General features: G+C 72.0%; 15 protein-coding genes and 1 pseudogene. 6 read left to right on the top strand and 10 right to left on the bottom strand.

Features of this window, described 5'->3' with window-relative positions; translation table 11 throughout:
* From FOF48_RS19855 to FOF48_RS19825, 7 genes are all read right to left on the bottom strand, one after another.
* On the bottom strand, positions 1-513 hold the full coding sequence (locus FOF48_RS19855) for a gluconokinase (RefSeq protein WP_143903951.1): 513 nt from the start codon (positions 511-513) through the stop codon (positions 1-3).
* 165 nt (positions 514-678) lie between these two features.
* Positions 679-2,784: a neutral/alkaline ceramidase gene (locus FOF48_RS19850; protein WP_143903949.1), complete on the bottom strand. Its 2,106-nt coding sequence runs from the start codon at positions 2,782-2,784 to the stop codon at positions 679-681.
* A 237-nt stretch (positions 2,785-3,021) separates the two neighbouring features.
* The gene (locus FOF48_RS19845) at positions 3,022-5,121 is read right to left on the bottom strand and encodes an ATP-binding protein (protein ID WP_143903947.1); all 2,100 of its coding nucleotides are present in this window, start codon (positions 5,119-5,121) and stop codon (positions 3,022-3,024) included.
* A gap of 152 nt (positions 5,122-5,273) precedes the next feature.
* Positions 5,274-5,942, bottom strand: a complete 669-nt coding sequence (locus FOF48_RS19840; protein WP_143903945.1) for an acyltransferase — start codon at positions 5,940-5,942, stop codon at positions 5,274-5,276.
* Between the two features lie 27 nt (positions 5,943-5,969).
* Positions 5,970-7,730 carry a histone deacetylase gene (locus tag FOF48_RS19835; RefSeq protein WP_143903943.1) on the bottom strand — a complete coding sequence of 587 codons (1,761 nt, stop codon included), beginning with the start codon at positions 7,728-7,730 and terminating at the stop codon, positions 5,970-5,972.
* 100 nt (positions 7,731-7,830) lie between these two features.
* Positions 7,831-8,559 carry a phosphatase PAP2 family protein gene (locus FOF48_RS19830; RefSeq protein ID WP_143904282.1) on the bottom strand — a complete coding sequence of 243 codons (729 nt, stop codon included), beginning with the start codon at positions 8,557-8,559 and terminating at the stop codon, positions 7,831-7,833.
* 68 nt (positions 8,560-8,627) lie between these two features.
* Positions 8,628-9,050, bottom strand: coding sequence for a biopolymer transporter ExbD (locus FOF48_RS19825; protein WP_186001984.1), 423 nt, complete (start codon positions 9,048-9,050; stop codon positions 8,628-8,630).
* A 287-nt stretch (positions 9,051-9,337) separates the two neighbouring features.
* Here FOF48_RS19825 and FOF48_RS19820 point away from each other — a divergent pair, with 287 nt between their 5' ends.
* The 5 genes and pseudogenes from FOF48_RS19820 to FOF48_RS19800 all read left to right on the top strand — a co-directional run bounded on the left by FOF48_RS19820 (position 9,338) and on the right by FOF48_RS19800 (position 12,785).
* A complete protein-coding gene (locus tag FOF48_RS19820; protein WP_186001983.1) occupies positions 9,338-9,946 on the top strand; it encodes a polymorphic toxin-type HINT domain-containing protein in 609 nt (202 codons plus the stop codon).
* Between the two features lies 1 nt (position 9,947).
* Positions 9,948-10,307, top strand: coding sequence for an Imm10 family immunity protein (locus FOF48_RS19815; RefSeq protein ID WP_143903937.1), 360 nt, complete (start codon positions 9,948-9,950; stop codon positions 10,305-10,307).
* 15 nt (positions 10,308-10,322) lie between these two features.
* Positions 10,323-10,790, top strand: a pseudogene (locus FOF48_RS19810) (HNH endonuclease); the annotation flags it as partial.
* A gap of 5 nt (positions 10,791-10,795) precedes the next feature.
* Complete coding sequence (locus FOF48_RS19805; protein ID WP_143903935.1) at positions 10,796-11,272, top strand: SMI1/KNR4 family protein; 477 nt, start codon at positions 10,796-10,798, stop codon at positions 11,270-11,272.
* A 106-nt stretch (positions 11,273-11,378) separates the two neighbouring features.
* Positions 11,379-12,785, top strand: coding sequence for an NAD-dependent succinate-semialdehyde dehydrogenase (locus FOF48_RS19800; RefSeq protein ID WP_143903933.1), 1,407 nt, complete (start codon positions 11,379-11,381; stop codon positions 12,783-12,785).
* 6 nt (positions 12,786-12,791) lie between these two features.
* Here the strand turns inward: FOF48_RS19800 and FOF48_RS19795 are convergent, their stop codons facing one another.
* Positions 12,792-13,925 carry a hypothetical protein gene (locus FOF48_RS19795; protein WP_143903931.1) on the bottom strand — a complete coding sequence of 378 codons (1,134 nt, stop codon included), beginning with the start codon at positions 13,923-13,925 and terminating at the stop codon, positions 12,792-12,794.
* Between the two features lie 147 nt (positions 13,926-14,072).
* Between FOF48_RS19795 and FOF48_RS19790 the strand changes: the two genes are divergently transcribed.
* Positions 14,073-15,047, top strand: a complete 975-nt coding sequence (locus FOF48_RS19790; protein ID WP_143903929.1) for a COX15/CtaA family protein — start codon at positions 14,073-14,075, stop codon at positions 15,045-15,047.
* Positions 15,048-15,053: 6 nt separating this feature from the next.
* Here FOF48_RS19790 and FOF48_RS19785 read toward each other — a convergent pair whose 3' ends face one another.
* Both FOF48_RS19785 and FOF48_RS19780 read right to left on the bottom strand, forming a co-directional pair.
* Complete coding sequence (locus FOF48_RS19785) at positions 15,054-16,550, bottom strand: glycine betaine ABC transporter substrate-binding protein (RefSeq protein ID WP_143903927.1); 1,497 nt, start codon at positions 16,548-16,550, stop codon at positions 15,054-15,056.
* Positions 16,547-17,296 (bottom strand): ATP-binding cassette domain-containing protein, encoded by a 750-nt coding sequence (locus tag FOF48_RS19780; protein ID WP_143904280.1) that lies wholly within the window; start codon positions 17,294-17,296, stop codon positions 16,547-16,549. The genes FOF48_RS19785 and FOF48_RS19780 overlap by 4 nt, the downstream gene beginning before the upstream one ends.
* Positions 17,297-17,300: the final 4 nt, after the last annotated feature.

The raw sequence follows: 17,300 nt of genomic DNA, 5'->3' as shown, positions 1-17,300 counted from the left end.
CTACGGCTTCGGCGCGGGCGCCTCGGGCTCCAGCCCCAGCCCCGCCACGATGCGCTCCACCACGCCCTCCGCGGGCGGCGTCACGTCCACGGAGAGGGCGCCTTCGGGCGGCTCCAGCTCCGCCAGCTGGCTGCCCAGCAGCGCGGCCGGCATGAAGTGCCCCAGCCGCTGCTGAAGGCGCTCGCGGATGATGGCCGCGGACGCGTGCAGGTACACCCAGCGCTGGCGCGCGGCGTCCACCGTGAGCCGCGCGCGGTGGAGCTGCTTGAGGCCGGAGAACGCCAGGACCAGGTCCTCGTCCTCGTCCATCGCCTTCTCCAGCCGCGCGCGCAGCAGCTCCAGCCAGGGCTGCCGGTCCACGTCCGTCAGCGGCGTTCCCGAAGCCATCTTCCTGCGGTTCGCCACCGAGTGCAGGTCGTCCGCGTCCACGAAGCCCCAGCCCAACCTGTCCGCGAGCTCGCGGCCCACCGTGGACTTTCCGGTGCCTGAAACCCCCATGACGATGACCACCATGCGGTTGAAGCCTCCCAGCGCCCCGCGCCCGTCCCCTGATGCTGCGACCTTCCCGCGCCCCGCGCCACGCGAGATGCATGGCCGGTGGCGCACCGGACATCCCGAGCCTGGAGGGGAGCGTCCACTGCCCGACGCCGCGCCTTCGGCCCCCGCGACAAGCGCCCGCTACCGCACGGTGAACGGGCGCGAGCTGCCCGAGTACGGGTGCACGCGCCCGTCCCAGCCGGACTTCCAGTTGCCCTCGTGCACCAGCCGGTAGGTGCCCGGCGCCGTGTCCAGGGGGATGGGCCAGTCGATCCGCACCAGCGAACACGCGAGCGTGGGCACGCAGTACTCGCGCTGCCAGTGGTACAGCGCGCCGCCCTCCCCGTCGTGCGCCACGTCCCGCCACGTGCCGTCCGGCTGTCGCCGCTGGACGCGCAGGTAGGTGCCGTTCAGCTTCAGGTCGTTGCGCGGGTGGCCGCCCCAGAACGTGGCGCTCGCCATGTCGCCCCGCGCGTACGAAGGCTTCGCCTCCTCCGCGACGGCGCCGAAGTCCACCCACAGCAGCTTGTCGTCGAACACCACGCCGGGCTGGAGGCCCACCACCGCGCGGCGCAGGTCGCGGGGCCGGGGCCCGTGCGGCACGGGCGTCCCGTCGCGCAGAGCGCTGGCGAGCCCCGCGAAGGACTGCTGCAACGCGGCCAGCGTCCACGGGCCGAAGTGCGTGGACGCGCCCTCGTAGTCCTGGCGCGCGTACTCCTCGCGCGTGGCCACGTAGCCTGAGTAGGCGTTGGACAGCCCCGCGATGACCACGTCCGTCACGCCCGCGCCCTGGAGGTGCGCGCGCACGGTGTCGCGCAGCCGGCGGCCCGCCATGGTGGTCAGCTCGAAGGGCACGGCCACCAGCGCCAGCGGCCCCACCGTCACCAGCTGCAGGGGCAGCACCTCCGGCGTCCACGGGTAGGGCTTCATCGTGCCCATCTCCAGGACGATGGGCTTCTCTCCCTGACAGGGCGTGGTGACGGCCGCGCAGGTGAACTGGTTCCACACGTCGTGCACGGATTCGCACGTGGCGCCCTCGGAGCCGAAGCCGGGCCCGTCCTCCGCGCCGGCCAGCATCGACAGGCCGATGGACGCCGGGCACGTGCGGTGCGGGGCGCCGTCCGTGTACGCGGGCGCCACGTCCACCGCGTCCATCTTCACGTAGGTGTGCCGGTAGTCCACGCCGCCCATCACGGGCATCCCGGCGGTGGCCCACAGGTGCGCGGCGAAGTCGTACTGCTTCTTCGCGGAGATGGCCGCGTCCTCGAAGTCGTTCGCGCCGCCGCCGTTCGTGCCCCCCAGGATGTTGGGCGTGACGTCGCCCTCGTTGGAGTTGGCGAAGGCCGCGACGAAGGTGTCCGGCCCCCCGGGCAGCAGCCCGCCCTCCCCCACCTCGAAGGCGTGCGACGCCATCCCCTTGTTGTCCCCGCTGATGTACGTGTTGGTGTTGCCGAAGGACGTGGCGTGCACGGCGAACCAGTCGATGAGGCCCACCTCGTGCCCGTCCGCGCGCGTCAGCCGCAGGAGCGTCATCCGGGGGTCCACGTTGTCCGGGTAGCGGGCGCGCTCGGCCTCGGGGTTTCGCAGGTAGGCCTCCGGTGAGCGGTTGGCGCTCGCGCCGCGCAGGTCCCCCGAGGCCAACCGCAGCGAGCCCTCGGCCAGCCGCGCGTTGGCGCGCACGATGGAGTCCGTGATGCCGGAGACGATGGCCTCGAAGTTCTGGGGGATGAAGCCGAAGGTGGTCAGGTTGTAGAGCGTGTAGTGGCTGTAGCCGCCGGGCCCGGCGTGCGTGTGCGTGGCGCTGAGCAGCACGTTGTCGTCGGAGAACACGTCGCCCAGCTTCGCGCGCAGCCGCTCCACCACCTGCTGCCGCACCGCCTGGAACACCATGCCCAGGTCCGCGCTGACGAACGCCACGCGGCGGCCATTGCACGGCGAGGCGATGACGAACGCACGCGAGTACAGCCGCAGGTGGATGCCCTCCGTCTTCTGCGCCACCTGCGCGTAGCCCATCATCCCCACCTCCGCGGCGGGGCCGGTGATGTCGGAGCGCGCCGCGCCGATGAGGAAGTTCGCGGAGCCCGAGCAGGCGTCGACCCCCGGCCCGGCGGCGGCCTCCACCGAAGCCGGAGCCTCTTCCGCGCCCGCCAGGGAGGGCCCCAGGGAGGACCCCGCGGGCCCCAGCGCCAGCACGCTGCCCAACAGCAGCCCCAACACCGGGGCGAGGCGAGCGGTCAGCGTGCGCATGGCATCCTCCACGGCCTCCGGGCGGAAATGCCCTTGCGGCAAGGCGCCGTCGGGACCTGGACTCCTCACCGCGGCGCGAGGCCCAGCGTGGCTCCACCGGGCCTGGGAAGGCAGCGCACGCGAGGGCAGGCCGTCCGGCGCTCCACACTCGAACACGGAGGCGCGCCGGTTTCAGTCCATTTCGAGGCAGCGCCCGGGAGGATCGCTCCCCCGCCCGGACGCGGAATGCGGGCGGGCTCAGGCCACGCGTGCGGGGCGCGCGGCGGCGGCGTGCAGGGTGACGCGGAAGGTGGCGCCGTGGCCCGGAGTGGACTCCACGCCGATGCTGCCGCCCAGCGCGCGCACGATGGTGTCGCAGATGGACAGGCCCAGCCCGGTGCCCTGGCCCGGCGCCTTGGTGGTGAAGAACGGGTCGAAGATGCGGCGGATCAGCTCCGGCGCGATGCCCCGCCCCGTGTCGCGCACGTCCACCACCACGCGGCCGTCGCCGTCCACGCGGGTGACGAGGCGGATTTCGTGCTCGTCCGTGAGGCCCTCGGGGATCGCGTGCGCGGCGTTGATGACCAGGTTGAGGAACACCTGGAACAGCTTGCCCTCGTTGGCGCGCACCGCCGGCACCGCGCCGTACTGCTTCACCAGCCGGGCGCGCGGACGGATTTCGCTGGCCGCCATCTGCGTGACGGAGTCCAGCACGCGGTGCAGGTCCACCGGCTCGTCGTGCGCGTCGTCCACGCGGGAGAAGACCTTGAGCTGCCGGACGATCTGCCGCATCCGCTCGGAGCCTTCGCGCGCGTCGTCCAGCACCTGTTGGTATTCCAGCAGCTCCTCCGCCCCCAGGGGCCGGGGCATGGGGCCCAGCGCGCGGTGCAGGAACTCCAGGTTGGACAGCACGTAGGACAGCGGGTTGTTCAGCTCGTGCGCGATGCCCGCGGCCAGCATGCCCATGGAGGCCAGCCGGTCCCCCAGCATGAGCTTCGCCTGGATGTGCTTTCGCTCGGTGAAGTCGCGCGCCACCGTCACGCGCGCGGGCACGCCGTCGAAGAGCACGCCCAGCGTCACCAGGTCCGCGCTCACCACCTGCCCGTCGCGGCGCACCAGCGGCACCTCGTGCGAGCGGGCCGCCAGCGCCCCGTCCTGCGCTTCCTCCAGGTGGCGGCGCGCCACCTCCTGGTCCTCGCGCCGCACCAGCCCCAGCAGGTGCCGCCCCAGCAGCTCCGCGGGGTCCTGGTAGCCCAGGTACTTGGCCATGGCCGGGTTCACCGACAGGAGCATCCCGTCCGTCGTGTGCACCACCACCGGATCCGGGAAGCCCTCGATGAGCAGGTGGAAGCCCGCCTCCGTGCGCCGCAGCGCGGTCTCCGTGCGCACGCGCAGCGCGTCCGTCGTGTGCTGCTCCAGCGCCAGCGACAGCGCGCCCGCGGCGCCGGACAGCAGGTTCACCTCCACGTGCGACCAGGGCCGCGCGTCGTCGCAGTTGTCGAAGCCGATGAAGCCGAACGGCTCCCCGTGCACGAACAGGGGCAGGACCAGCAGCGAGCGGATGCCCTGCGCCAGCAGCACCGGCGCCGTGCCGTCCCCGAAGTCCTCCGGCCGGCCCTGCACCGGCTCCCCGCGGTGCAGCTGCTCCAGCTGGTGCAGCCGGAAGGCCTCGTCCACCGGCCAGGCCTGCGTGTCCGGGTTCTCCAGCTCGCGCGAGACGCCGGGCGCGGCCCACTCCGCCCGCTGGGACTGGAGGATCCGGCCGTTGGCCTCGCGGTGGAACTCGAAGACGTAGGCGCGGCTGGCGCCCGCGACGCGGCCCAGCGGCTCCAGGATGGCGTTGTACAAATCCCCGGAGGTCTCCGGCGCCAGCAACCGCCGCTGCACCTCCACCATCGCGCCCAGGTAGCGCTCGCGCGTGGTGGCGGCCTCCTCCGCCATCCGGCGCGGCGTGACGTCCACCAGCGTGCCCAACACACCGCCCAGGTGCTCGGGATCTCCCGTGGCGGACACCTCCACCCAGCGCGGCTGCGCGCCCCCCGCGAGCCGCAGCTCCAGCCGCGTCGGCACGTCGATGCGCGAGGTGGCCGTGCGCAGCAGCGCGCGCGCCTGATCCCGGTCCTCCGGGTGGAACAGGTCCACCAGCGCGCGGCCCGTCCACGCGCCCGCGGGCATTCCGACCAGCCGCTCCCACGCGGGGCTCGCGAGGACCAGGCGGCCGGCCGCATCCAGCTCGAAGAGCACCTCACGCAGGAGCGAACCGGCCCGCTGGAAGCGGCGGGTGTCCACGAGGGCGCTCGCCATGGAGGCCTGCTCCGGAGCAGCGGCGCTCCCCGTCTCGCGTTGCTCCTGCGACACCGCGGCCTCCTTCATCACGGATGAAACGGGCCAATACATGAAAAAGAGGCCGACCCAGCCGGTCCGTCCGGGTGTCCGCCCTCTCTCCGTTTCAGCGCGGACCGAAGCATAGGGCGCTCGAATGTTTCAAAGTCAATGGACCCACCGAGGACTCAGGGGTTTCCATCGGAGTCCGGGGGCTCCCAACCCCCTGGGATTCCAGAACGAGGGCGTTGACGACGGTCGCCGAGCAGGCGAGCAGGCACGCCCCCGACGATGGCCCACGGGGGCACGTCGCGGGTGACGACGGCGCCCATGGCAATCACCGCGTGGTCGCCCACGGTGACGCCGTCGGTGATGCCCGCGTTGGCGCCCACCCAGACGTCGTCGCCGATCACGATGCCCCTGGACGTGACGGGCTGGTCGCGCACGGGGCGGTCCGGCGCGAGGCCGTGGTCGAAGGCGTAGAGGGTGGCGCCGGTGGCGACGCGGCTGCCCTCGCCGATGCGGATGCCGCACGCGCCGCCGTCCAGGCTGACGCGCGCGTTGAGGCTCACGCGCGGCCCCAGCACCACCGGTCCGTGCACGAAGGCGTCCGCGCCAATGCTGCACCCGGGCCCGATGCGCACGGTGCGGCCGGGCTCCGCGAAGATGCGCGCCTCCGGGGCGATGAAACATCCCTCCGCGATGTCGACGGTCTCCAGCGCGCGCAGGCGGTCCTGCACCTCGCGCTGCCAGGCCTCCGCCCACTCGCGGTGACGCGGCTTGAGGCTGAAGTAGAGCCACGGCATCCACGACAGCCGCAGCTTGTGTTGTTCACGGCGTCGCGCTTCCAGGTCCACGCCGTCCTGACTACCACGGCGCCGGGTTCAGCCGGAGGCGGGCGCCACGGTGAAGTGGCAGCGCTCGCGCTCCCTCGCCACGGCGTCCGCGTCCAGGGGCGTAGGGAGCAGGCGGCAGAGCATGTCGTCCGGCTCCCACGGGTACGGCTGGCCGTCCAGGCGCACGCGGCCATCGGCGACGGCGTGGGTGGCCTCCACGAGGGAGAGCGCGGACAGGTCGCGCATCAGCGCCTCGAAGCGGCCCTGGCGCTCCGGGGTGGAGAAGTGGAAGCGGCCCCGCGCGACGACGGCCAGGTGGAACCACATGGGCCGGAAGGCCACGCCCGCGAGCCCCAGGCGCTGGGCCATGGCGAGCAGCACCTCCGTGGTCTCGCGAGACAGGCCCAGGCCGGGCACCTCCTGTCCGGGCAGCTGCGGGCGCGTGTCGCTGAAGCGGGCGCGCGGGTGGCGCAGGGAGAGCCAGTTGGCGAAGAGGAAGGTCTCCCCCTGGAGGACCTTCTTCTCCAGCACGGCGTCCGACAGCAGGTGCTCACGGCCGCCCGCGTGGCCCAGCACCTTGATGCGGTCGCCGGTGCCGCCGGTGGAGGACACCTCCACGCGGAGGCGGCTGTAGCCCAGGCGCTCCACGTACGACAGCAGGCCGTAGCGGAAGAGCGCGTACTCGATGCCCTGGGCGGTGTAGTGGCCCAGCACGCGCGGCTGCACCTCCGGGCCCAGCCGCAGCGGGCCCTCCAGGTCCTCCAGCGTGAGCGGTTCCCAGCCGGGGGTCGCGCTCGGGGAGTGCGCCGTCTCCGGGTCCAGCAGGTGCGCGATGCGCTGGAAGCGCGCGCTCAGCGGATCATACCGGGCGGTGATGCGCTGGTGGCCCAGGCCCGCGAGCACCAGCACCGTGCCCGCGAACAGCTTCCAGGACTCGGCGTGGTAGCCGCCGCCGGGCAGCCACACGCTGGCCCGTCCCCGCAGCGCCGAGGCGATGGCCACGTCGCGCTTGCGCGCGCCCTGGAGCGTGATGCCCACGCGGCCGAAGCGGTCCCCGGACAACACGTCTCCGCCGGCGATGACGAAGGTGATGTCGGAGTGGGGCATGCGCGCCAGCATCTCCTTCACCTTCTGCACGTAGGTGGCGTCGTCGCAGCCATCCGGCACGCGCGTCTCGTCCACGCCGACGGGGAGCACGCCCCAGTCGCTGCCGGACACGGAGCCGATCCAGACCTTCGGCTGTCCGGCGAGGCACGCGGCGGTGCCATCCGGCGGGTGCGCGTCCAGGTCCAGCACGGCCACGGAGCCGTCGAAGCCCGCGGCGCGCAGGTCCGCGACGGCGACGGCGATGTCATTGACGGTGCAGAAGCCGCCGCCCCGGTCCGGCCGGGCGTGGTGGAAGCCGCCGGCCATGTTGACCACGGGGCCCTGCCGCGCGAGCGCCAGCCGCGCCGCCCCCAGCGTGCCGCCACACACGGTGCGCACGCTGTCGAGCAGCGCGTCCACGGGGACCTCCGACGGGTCGGTGGCGTAGATGCGCGCGAGCGTCGCGGGGTCGGAGAGGGACTCCAGGTAGCGGGCGTCGTGCACGCGCGCGAGCTGGGCGTAGGACACCGGCACGGGGTGGCGGACGTCCGCGGCGCGCACCACGCCGGCCTCCAGCAGGTACCAGGTGGTGAAGTCGGTGCCGCGCGGCTCGATGCCCACGGAGGACTCGATGCCGGAGAGGGGCAGGCGGTAGGACTCGTCGTAGAAGACGTGCACCCGGCCGCGTCCCAGGCCCAGCCGCCACAGCCACGCTTGAATCATGCGCGCCTCGGGGACGGGGAGGGAGGGCGGGCGTTCACGGGAGACGGGGACACGGGAGGCACGGGCCCTTCATCCTGCGAGGGGGCCGTGGGCGCAAGCCTCATTCCACGGGGCGATGGGCCTCCTCGCGCAGCGCGGGGCTGCGGCGGCGCAGGCCCCGGGCGGCGACGGTGGTGAACAGGGCCCAGGCGAGGCCGGCCACCCAGCCGCCCAGCACGTCCGTGGGGTAGTGCACGCCCAGGTAGACGCGGGTGCAGCCCACGAGGATGGACAGGAGCAGGGCCACGGTGAGCAGGTAGACCTTCACGCGCCGCTGTTCAGCGAACTGGGCCAGCAGCGAGCCCAGCGTGAGGTAGGTGATGGCGGACAGCATCGCGTGGCCGCTGGGGAAGCTGGTGGACAGGGTCTCGGTGAGGTGGGGCACCACGGAGGGGCGCGGGCGGTTGAAGACGTTCTTGAGCAGGCCGTTGAGCAGCCACCCCGTCACGGTCGCGGTGAAGACGAACAGGCACGTGCGGTAGCGGCGGGCCACCAGCAGGAAGCCGCACACGGCCACGGTGATGAGCGACAGCACGGGCGCGCCGCCCAGCGACGTCACGTCGCGCGCGGTCTCCGCGAGCCACCAGGGGCCCCGGGGAAGCGCGGGGTCCTCCGGGCGGCGCAGGGCGCGCACGATGCGCTCGTCGAGGTCCTGGGTCTCGCCCTCGGTCACTTCGTCAGACAGGGCGACGAAGCCCAGGACGCACGCCATCACGAGCAACAGCAGCGCGAGCGGCCGCGTCACCATCACGTCCCAACCCGACAGCCACCGCCACGGCCTGCGCGCCATGGCGGTGACATAGGACGCGGCGCGCGTGCGGGCCACCGGCATTCACGCGGGAGTGTCGAACACGCGGCTCAGGGGGAGTCCACGGCGAGCCCCAGCGCCTCGGCGCCGGCGGACTTCGCGCCGTCGAGCGCCACCACCAGCCGCGCGTAGGGGGCGCGGGCGTCAGGCTGGAAGAACAGGCCGCGCTGGCCGCGCGGGCGGGCCTCCAGGAAGCGGCGCAGCCGAGGCACGTAGTCGGCTTCGCTCACGGGCTCGCCCTCCAGGAGCAGCGTTCCTTCCGCGGTGAGGCGCACGAGGCCCGGGGCGGGCTCCGCTGACGTCGGAGCGTCCGCGGGGGCGGTGTCCTGGGTGGGGAGCTGGAGCGGGAGCTCCCGGCGCATCAGCGGCGTGACGACCATGAAGATGATGAGCAGCACCAGCACCACGTCCACCAGGGGCGTGACGTTGATGTCCGCCTTCACTCCGCCCCGGCCTCCCACGGCCATGCCCATGCAATGCCTCCCTTGCGTCCGCGAGTTGGACACCATGGGACCACGGGCCCGGGAGGACATTGGCCGTGGGCACCCGGTGGTTCGGTCATCGTTCGGTCACGGCGCGCCCGAAGGCATGGCCTGCGCACGATGCACGCGGCTGGCTTTCCCGAGGCATCTCCAGGAGCACCCATGTTGGCGAAGGGACCGTGGACTCCCCAGCGACACGAGGCGTGGTCGCTGGCATGCATTCTCACGCTGCCCCTGACCTGCGCCTCCGCGCCGTTCGAAACGGATTCAGGCAGCGCATGGCCCGGGCAGCGCGACCCGCTGTACTGGAGGGGAAAGACAGAGTTCGTGAGGAAGTTGGCGTAACGGCGGAGCACCCATTCGGCGTCGAGGGCCAAGGCTGGACGGAGGCCCAGCAACTCAAGTCCGGCGACAGGGTCTACACTGCCTCGGGAGCGTCGGCGCGGGTGGTGTCTATCGGCACGGCTTCTGACCTGACGACGGTCTTCAACTTCGAGGTGGAGCAAGCCCATACCTACTTCATTGGGCAGGTGGCTGCGTGGGTTCACAACCAGTCGCGCATCGGGTTTCGCTCGGGCCGTGGTCCTCACGTCGCCAACGTGACGGTGTATCGAGATGGACACGTTGCGCATGCAGATACCCTGACCAGCGGAGGAATGACCGCAGAAGGATCTGCGCTCGGATTTTCTTTATCTGCCGTGGCTACACATACGGAGGCTCGTGCGGCACGCGGCATTCCGCTCCAGTCGGATGATGCGATGATTATTGACAACTCACATCCATCTTATCTGTCTTGCAAGGGGGCGATAAACAAGGCGACATCGGAGTCTGGAGCGACGAGCCGTTCCCTCTGGGAACAGAAAATCTGGACCACAGGAGGAAGATGACATGCGGAGATTCCATGCAGATGCAGTCAGTGCCGATGAGATGCAGGATATCAACACATATGCAGTTGTTCTCGCGGAGCGGCACGACGGGACTGGCATGCGCCTTGAGATCCAGAAAGCCCTCTCGTTCGACGAGCAAGATCGAGCAAACGGAATGGATACCTACTGCCTGTGTACGGAGAGCGGGGCTTGTCACTATGGTGGCGTAACAAAGTGGAGGGTCGGTGAAAACTCAATCGAAGTCCAACTCGACGAACAGGCATCGAATGCGCTTGGCGTCGACGGTGGATTCCATGTGGAGGTTTCAGGGCAGTACCTGCCTACGCTCCGAGAGGTCCTTCAGCGGCTGCTAGGGACTTGACCATGCTCTTCCCGCCGGGAGAGCGCATACCTCGCCGCGGAGTGGGGCGAAGCGGGAGTCCTTGCCCTCCATGAGGCCCGGGGCAACGGGACGAAAGCCCAGGCGCTCCTGGCGGAGGCGCATCGCGAGCGACGACGGCCTCCTGCGACGAAGCCTGGTTCAAGGGTTCCCACGAATGGGTACTCCACGGACGCCCCCATCCGGAACGCGCATCTGGCGGGCAAGCAGCACCCTGCGACGGGGGTTCCATTCGACGCGGAGGGATATCCGGACTTCAGGGCCGCCGGAGTCGTGAAGGCCGAAGTGAAGATTCCCGATCCTGGTTCCCGTGCCGGGGAGTTCGCCGCCGCGAACAAGGCCGCAGGCTTGAGAGAGACGCCCAAGAGAATGACCTGGCATCACCATCAGGACCGGACGACGCTCCAACTGGTTCCCACGGATATTCATGCCCGGACGGGACACACTGGTGGTTTCTCGGGAGGTCTCTCATGGCTCAGCCCGTGTGGACAACCGAGGGCGGGCCCCCGCTGGATGCGCGCGACGTCGATGCGTTCGAGCAGCGCTACAAACTCGCGCTCCCGCTTCCCCATCGGGAGTTCCTGCTGGCGACCAACGGCGGCCGGCCCGAGCGCGATCTCTTCAAGCTCCGGGGACTGCCCGGCAACCCGGTCGGCCGGATCCACTTCTTCTTCGGACTGAACGACCCCGTCGAGTCCAGCAACCTCGATTGGAACCTCCAGGTCTTCCAAGACCGCCTTCCGCCCGGGCTGCTCCCCATCGCGACAACGGAAGGCGCCGACAAGCTCTGCCTGTCGGTGGCCGGTGCTGAAGCAGGGCGGGTGTTCTACCGGGATGCGCATGCCCGGACAGGCACGAACAGCCTCCACCTCCTCGCGGAGGACTTCGGCGCCTTCATGCTGGCGCTCCAGTCGGATGCGCTGTCGCCCATCGTCCTGAAGTCCTGAGCCCGTGGCGCCCGCCGTACGCCCCTGGACGCTCGGGTGCGGTGGGCATTGTCCGCGCCGTGCGGGCTGCTATCACCGGGGCCTCGCACCCGGGAGGCACCCGCACATGGCCATCGCCACCATCAGCCCCACCACGGGCAAGACGCTGCGCACGTTCGATGCGCTCTCCGCCGAGCAACTGGAGCGCAAGCTGCAACGGGCCGCGGACACGTTCCGCGCCTACCGCGAGACGTCCTTCGCCGACCGCGCCCGCTGGATGCGCCGCGCCGCCGAAATCCTCGAAGTCGAGGCCGACCGCTTCGGCCGCATGATGACGGAGGAGATGGGCAAGCCCCTCGAAGCCGCCAAGGCCGAGTCCATCAAGAGCGCCACCGCGTGCCGCTACTACGTCACCCGCGCGGAGAAGCTGCTGCGCGACACCCCCATCGACGTGGATGGCGACACCGCCTTCGTGCGCTACCAGCCCCTGGGGCCCGTGCTCGCCATCATGCCGTGGAACTTCCCCTTCTGGCAGGTCGTGCGCTTCGCCGCCCCCGCCCTCATGGCCGGCAACGTCGGCCTGCTCAAGCACGCCAGCAACGTGCCCCAGTGCGCCATCGCCCTGGAGGAGCTCTTCCGCACCGCCGGCTTCCCCGAAGGCGCCTTCCAATCCCTGTTCATCGAGACCTCGGACGTGAACCGCGTCATCGAGGATCCGCGCGTGAAGGCCGTCACCCTCACCGGCAGCGAGGGCGCGGGCCGCGCCGTGGGCGCCGCCGCGGGCCGCGCCATCAAGAAGGTCGTGCTGGAGCTGGGCGGCAGCGACCCGTTCATCGTCATGCCCAGCGCGGACCTGGACAAGGCCGTCCAGACCGCCGTGTCCGCGCGCCTCATCAACAACGGCCAGTCCTGCATCGCCGCCAAGCGCTTCATCGTCGCGGAGCCCATCGCCCAGCAGTTCGAACGCCGCTTCGTGGAGCGCATGAAGACCATGGTGGTCGGCGACCCCATGGACCCCAAGACGGACGTGGGGCCGCTCGCCACCCCCGGCATCCTGCAAGGCCTGCACGCCCAGGTGCGCGACAGCGTGAAGGCCGGCGCCCGGCTGCTCCTGGGCGGCGAGCCCCTGAGTGGCCCCGGCAACTTCTATCCCCCCACCGTGCTGGCCGACCCGCCCCCCAAGGCCCCCGCCTTCCATGACGAGCTGTTCGGCCCGGTGGCCACGCTCCTGCGCGCCCGCGACCTGGAGCACGCCGTGGAGCTGGCCAACGCGACCCCCTTCGGCCTGGGCGCCAGCGTCTGGACCCAGGACGCGAACGAGCAGCGCCGGTTCATCGACGGCATCGAGGCCGGCATGGTGTTCGTCAACGCGCTCGTCGCCTCCGACGCGCGCCTGCCCTTCGGCGGCGTGAAGCACTCCGGCCACGGCCGCGAGCTGGCGGACCTGGGCATCCGCGAGTTCGTCAACGCGAAGACCGTCCGCATCAGCGGCGCGGCCGGGAGCGCGCCGCCGCCGAAGCACGCGGGCGAATAACGCCCGTCAGCGCGTGCGCACCCGGCCATCCATGGGCGCGCCGTGCACCTCTTCCAGCGCGGTGGTGACGGCGTCCACCTCCGCGCCCAGCTGCTCCACGCTGTCGCGCAGGCCCGCGCCCGCCACGTCCGCGTCCGCCGCGTCCGCCGAGCGCACCCGCAGCACCTGCGCGTAGAGGTTCTCCAGCGTGTACGACAGCCGCATGAACTCGGCCTCCAGCCGGTCCGCCGCCTTCGTCAGCTCCGCGCGCTGGCGCACCTGCTCGTCCAACACCTGCAACGCCGCGCGCAGCCGGTCGCGCACCACGACGTCCTCTTCGGCGGCCCAGCGCGTCTCCAGCTTCTTGCGCTCCTCCGCCAGCCGCTGCACGTCCTCCGGCGGCGCCACCGTGCGCAGCTCGTGCTCGCGGCGCACCAGCTCATGGCAGCTCTTCCGCAGGTCCTGCACGGTGCGCTCCGGCGAGCGCACCATCTCCTGCAACACCCCCGGCCCCTTGCGCAGCTCCGCCAGCAGCTTCTCGCAGACGGCGTCCACGCGCGTGAGGCGAGGATCCACCGGCGCCACCGGCGCCACTGGCACCTCCGCTCGCCGCGGCACCGGCGCGGTCGGCTCCTCCACGCGCGTCAGCAGCGGGTTGTTGTGCGCGCGCAGGTGCTTCGCCGCCCGCTTGAAGAACGCGAGCGCCACGAACAGGAGCCACCAGTACTGCTGCGGCGACTTCACCACCGTGGCCACGCACGCCAGCGCCACGACGAGCAGGCCCACGCCCACCACCGGGTTGCGCGACGCCTCCTCGCGGGCCGCCTTCTCCGCGCGCTTCGCGTCGCGGTGCGCCTGTTGCTGGGCGACATAGGCGTCGCGCTTGGCCTGCCGCTCCGCGCGACGCAGGGCGTCCTTGGACTCGCGCTCCCACTGCTTCTCCCAGCGCTGGCGCTCCCGCTCCGCGCCGCGCTCCCACTCCCGCTCCCAGCGGTCCCGCTCCTTGTCGGTGGGCAGGCGGCCCATCCGGCGCACCCACGCCTCCAGGGCCGCGTCCTTGCGCGCCCGCCCCTCCTCGATGGCCGCCTCCAGCCGGCGCAGGCGCTCGGCCGCGTCGTGAGAGGACGGGGAGTCAGGCGGCGCTTCGCGGTCTCGGGGCACGCGGTGACGCTAACAACTTCTCCCGGCCTTGGGGACTGTCGCGCGCCGCCCCATAAGCCCAGGTGTTGAGCCATTGGCCCACGGCAGGCAGGCGGCCAGCGCCGGGCGGTGGCCCCTCCGGGTGGGATGCGGTACTGGGAGGGCACGATGACCCTTCCCGTCGCCGCCACCCGCCGCTTCCAGTGGTTCAGCCAGGGCGTGCTCGTCTACAGCCTGGGCGTCATCCTCTGGGGCGCCTTCGTGCGCGCCACCGGCTCCGGAGCCGGGTGCGGCGACCACTGGCCCGTCTGCAACGGCGAGGTGGTGCCGCGCGCGCCCTCCCTCCAGACCCTCATCGAATACACCCACCGTCTCACCAGCGGCCTGGCCACGGTGCTCGCCGTCGCACTCTACGCGTGGGGCCGGCGCGTGTTCCCCAAGGGCCACCCCGGGCGCCGCGCGGCGCTTTGGGCGCTGGTGTTCATGCTCACCGAAGGCCTGGTGGGCGCCGGCATCGTGCTGCTCAAGTACGTGGCGCAGGACGCGCGCGTGGGCCGCGCGGTGTGGATGGGCGTGCACCTCACCAACACCTTCCTGCTGGTGGGCGCGCAGACCCTGGTGGTGTGGGCCTCCAAGGGGCGCGCGCGCATGACGTTCCAGGGACAGGGCGCGGTGGCCGCGCTCCTGGGCGCGAGCGTGGTCGGCATGCTGGTGCTGGGCGTCAGCGGCGCGGTGGCCGCGCTGGGCGACACGCTGTTCCCCGCCACCAGCCTCGCGCACGGCTTCGAACAGGACCTGTCGGAGACGGCGCACCTGCTGCTCCGCCTGCGCGTGCTGCACCCGGTGTTCGCGGTGGGCCTGGGCGCGCTCCTGGTGTTCGTGGGCCGGAGCGTGGCGCGGCTGAGGCCGTCCCCGGACGTGCGGCGCGCGGCCACGCTGCTCACCGGCGTGTACGTCGCGCAGCTGTGCGCGGGCGTCATCAACCTGGTGCTGCTGGCGCCGGTGGCGATGCAGCTCGTCCACCTGCTGCTCGCGGACTGCGTCTGGATGTGCGTGGTGCGGCTGTGCGCGGCGGGGCTCGCGGAGGACGCGCCGCGCCTCCAGCCCGCGTCGGCCCCCGAGTCCCGCGCGGAGCCCGTGTAGCCGCCCCTACCGCAGCCCCCGGGGCACCACCCACCGCGCCACGAGCTCGAAGAGGCCGCTGACCGCCAGCGCGAGCACCGCCGCGGGCACCGCCCCCTCCAGGATGAGCCCCACGTCGTCCAGGCGGATGCCGGTGAGGATGGGCTGGCCGTAGCCCCCCGCGCCCACCAGCGCGCCCAGCGTGGCCGTGCCCACGTTGATGACCGCCGCCGTCTGGATGCCCGCGAGGATGGACGGCGCCGCCATGGGCAGCTCGATGCGCCACAGCCGCGCGCGCGACGGCAGTCCCAGCGCCTCCGCGGACTCGCGCACCTCCCACGGAATCCCTCCCAGGCCCGCCGCCGTGTTCCGCACGATGGGCAGCAGGCTGTAGAGGAACAGCGCCGCGACGGCCGGCTTCGAGCCGATGCCCAGCAGCGGAATCATGAACACCAGCAGCGCCAGCGAGGGCACCGTCTGGATGACGCTGGACAGCCCCAGCACGCCCTGCCCCAGGCGCGGACGGCGCGCGGCCAGGACGCCCAGCGGGATGGCCAGCGCGATGGCCGCCGCGAGCGACAGCGTCACCAGGAACAGGTGCTCCCGCGTGCGCTGCCAGATGCGCGAGGCCCGGCCCTGCGTGCGCACCTCCGTGGACACGCCCAGCGACTCCCGGAGGAAGTCCGACGCCACCCGCGCCTCCGGCACGCGCTCCAGCCGCGCGCGGGCGTTGAGGTCCACCATCCGCGCCTCCGTCAGCGTGCCCTGCAACCGGAGCATGGACTTCAGCGCCAGGGGCGCCCGGGCCTCCAGGTCGTCGCGGTAGAGGAGCACGGCCTCGTACACGGGGAAGTGGTGCCGGTCGTCCTCCAGCACGCGCAGGCCATAGGCGGCGATCTCCGCGTCGGTGGAGTACAGGTCCGTGAGCTGGATGGCCCCGCTCGCCATGCCCCGGTACGCCAGGTCGTGGTCCAGGCCGCGCACGTCACGCTGGGGCAGGCCGTACGCGTCGCGCAGCGCGGGCCAGCCGTCGCCCCGCTGCATGAACTCGTTGCTGAAGCCCACGCGCAGCTCCGGGTGCGCCTTCAAGTCGGAGATGCGGCGGATGCCCAGCCGCTCGGCCTCCGCTTCCTTCATGCCCAGCGCGTAGGTGTTGTTGAACCCCAGCGACGCGCTCATCCTCAGGCCCTCCTCCGCGAGCGCCTTCCGCAGCGCGGCGTCATCCGGCAACGCGCGACCCGCGAGCAGCTCCTGGCGCAGCGTGCCGGTGTACTCGGGGTAGATGTCCAGCTCGCCCCGGCGCAGCGCCTCCCACAGCACCGTGGTGCCGCCCAGCTCGCGCCGGTGCGAGGCCCGCGCGCCGGCGGCCTGCGCCAGCTGCGTCACCATGTCCCCCACGATGACGGACTCGGTGAACTTCTTGGACCCCACGCGCACCGAGGGCCCCTCCCCGGACGACTCCGCGCACGCGGCCCCGAGCAGGAGCACCAGGGCCAGCGCGAGCCTCCCTCCCGCGCGCGTCATCCGGACCTCCCCATGGGCAGCGGGCGCTGGGCCTGGATGAACCGCGTGACGAAGGGGTCCATGGGCCGCGCCTCCAGGTCGTCCAGCGTGCCTTGCTGCACCACCTGCCCCTCGCGCATCAGGACGATGACGTTGCCCAGGAAGGCGGCCTCCGCCAGGTCGTGGGTGACGAGCACCACCGTCTTGCCCAGCCGCTCGAAGATGCCGCGCAGGTCCGCCTGGAGGTCGTGGCGCACCAGCGGATCCAACGCGCCCAGCGGTTCATCCAGCAGCAGCACGTCCGGGTCCAGCATCAACGCGCGCATCAGCGCCACCCGCTGCCGCTGGCCTCCGGAGAGCTGGCCGGGGAAGCGCTCCAGCGCCTCCTCGGGGAAGCGCGTCAGCTCCATCAACAGCCCCTGCCGCTCCCGGATGCGCGCCTGGGGCCAGCGCAGGTGCCGCGCCATCAGCGTGACGTTCTGCGCGCCGGTGAGGTGCGGGAACAGCCCTCCGCCCTGGAGCGCGTAGCCCACGCGGCGGCGTACGGCGAGCAGCGCGCCCTCCTCCTCCGGCAGGGGCTGCCCGTCGAAGAGGACGCGGCCTGTGTCCGGCCGCAAGAGGCCGTTGAGCAGCCGCAGCAGCGTGGACTTCCCGCAGCCGCTGGGGCCGATGAGCACGGAGGTGGCGCCCTTCGGCAGACTCAGGTCCAGCGGTCGCAAGGCCTGCGAACCACCGAAGCGCTTGGACACGCCTTCCAGGATGAACACGGGC

The organism is Corallococcus sp. Z5C101001 (assembly GCF_007352635.1).
Lineage (GTDB): Bacteria > Myxococcota > Myxococcia > Myxococcales > Myxococcaceae > Corallococcus > Corallococcus silvisoli.
The sequence above is the reverse complement of the archived record's forward strand: the minus strand, read 5'-3'. Positions and strand labels throughout refer to the sequence as shown.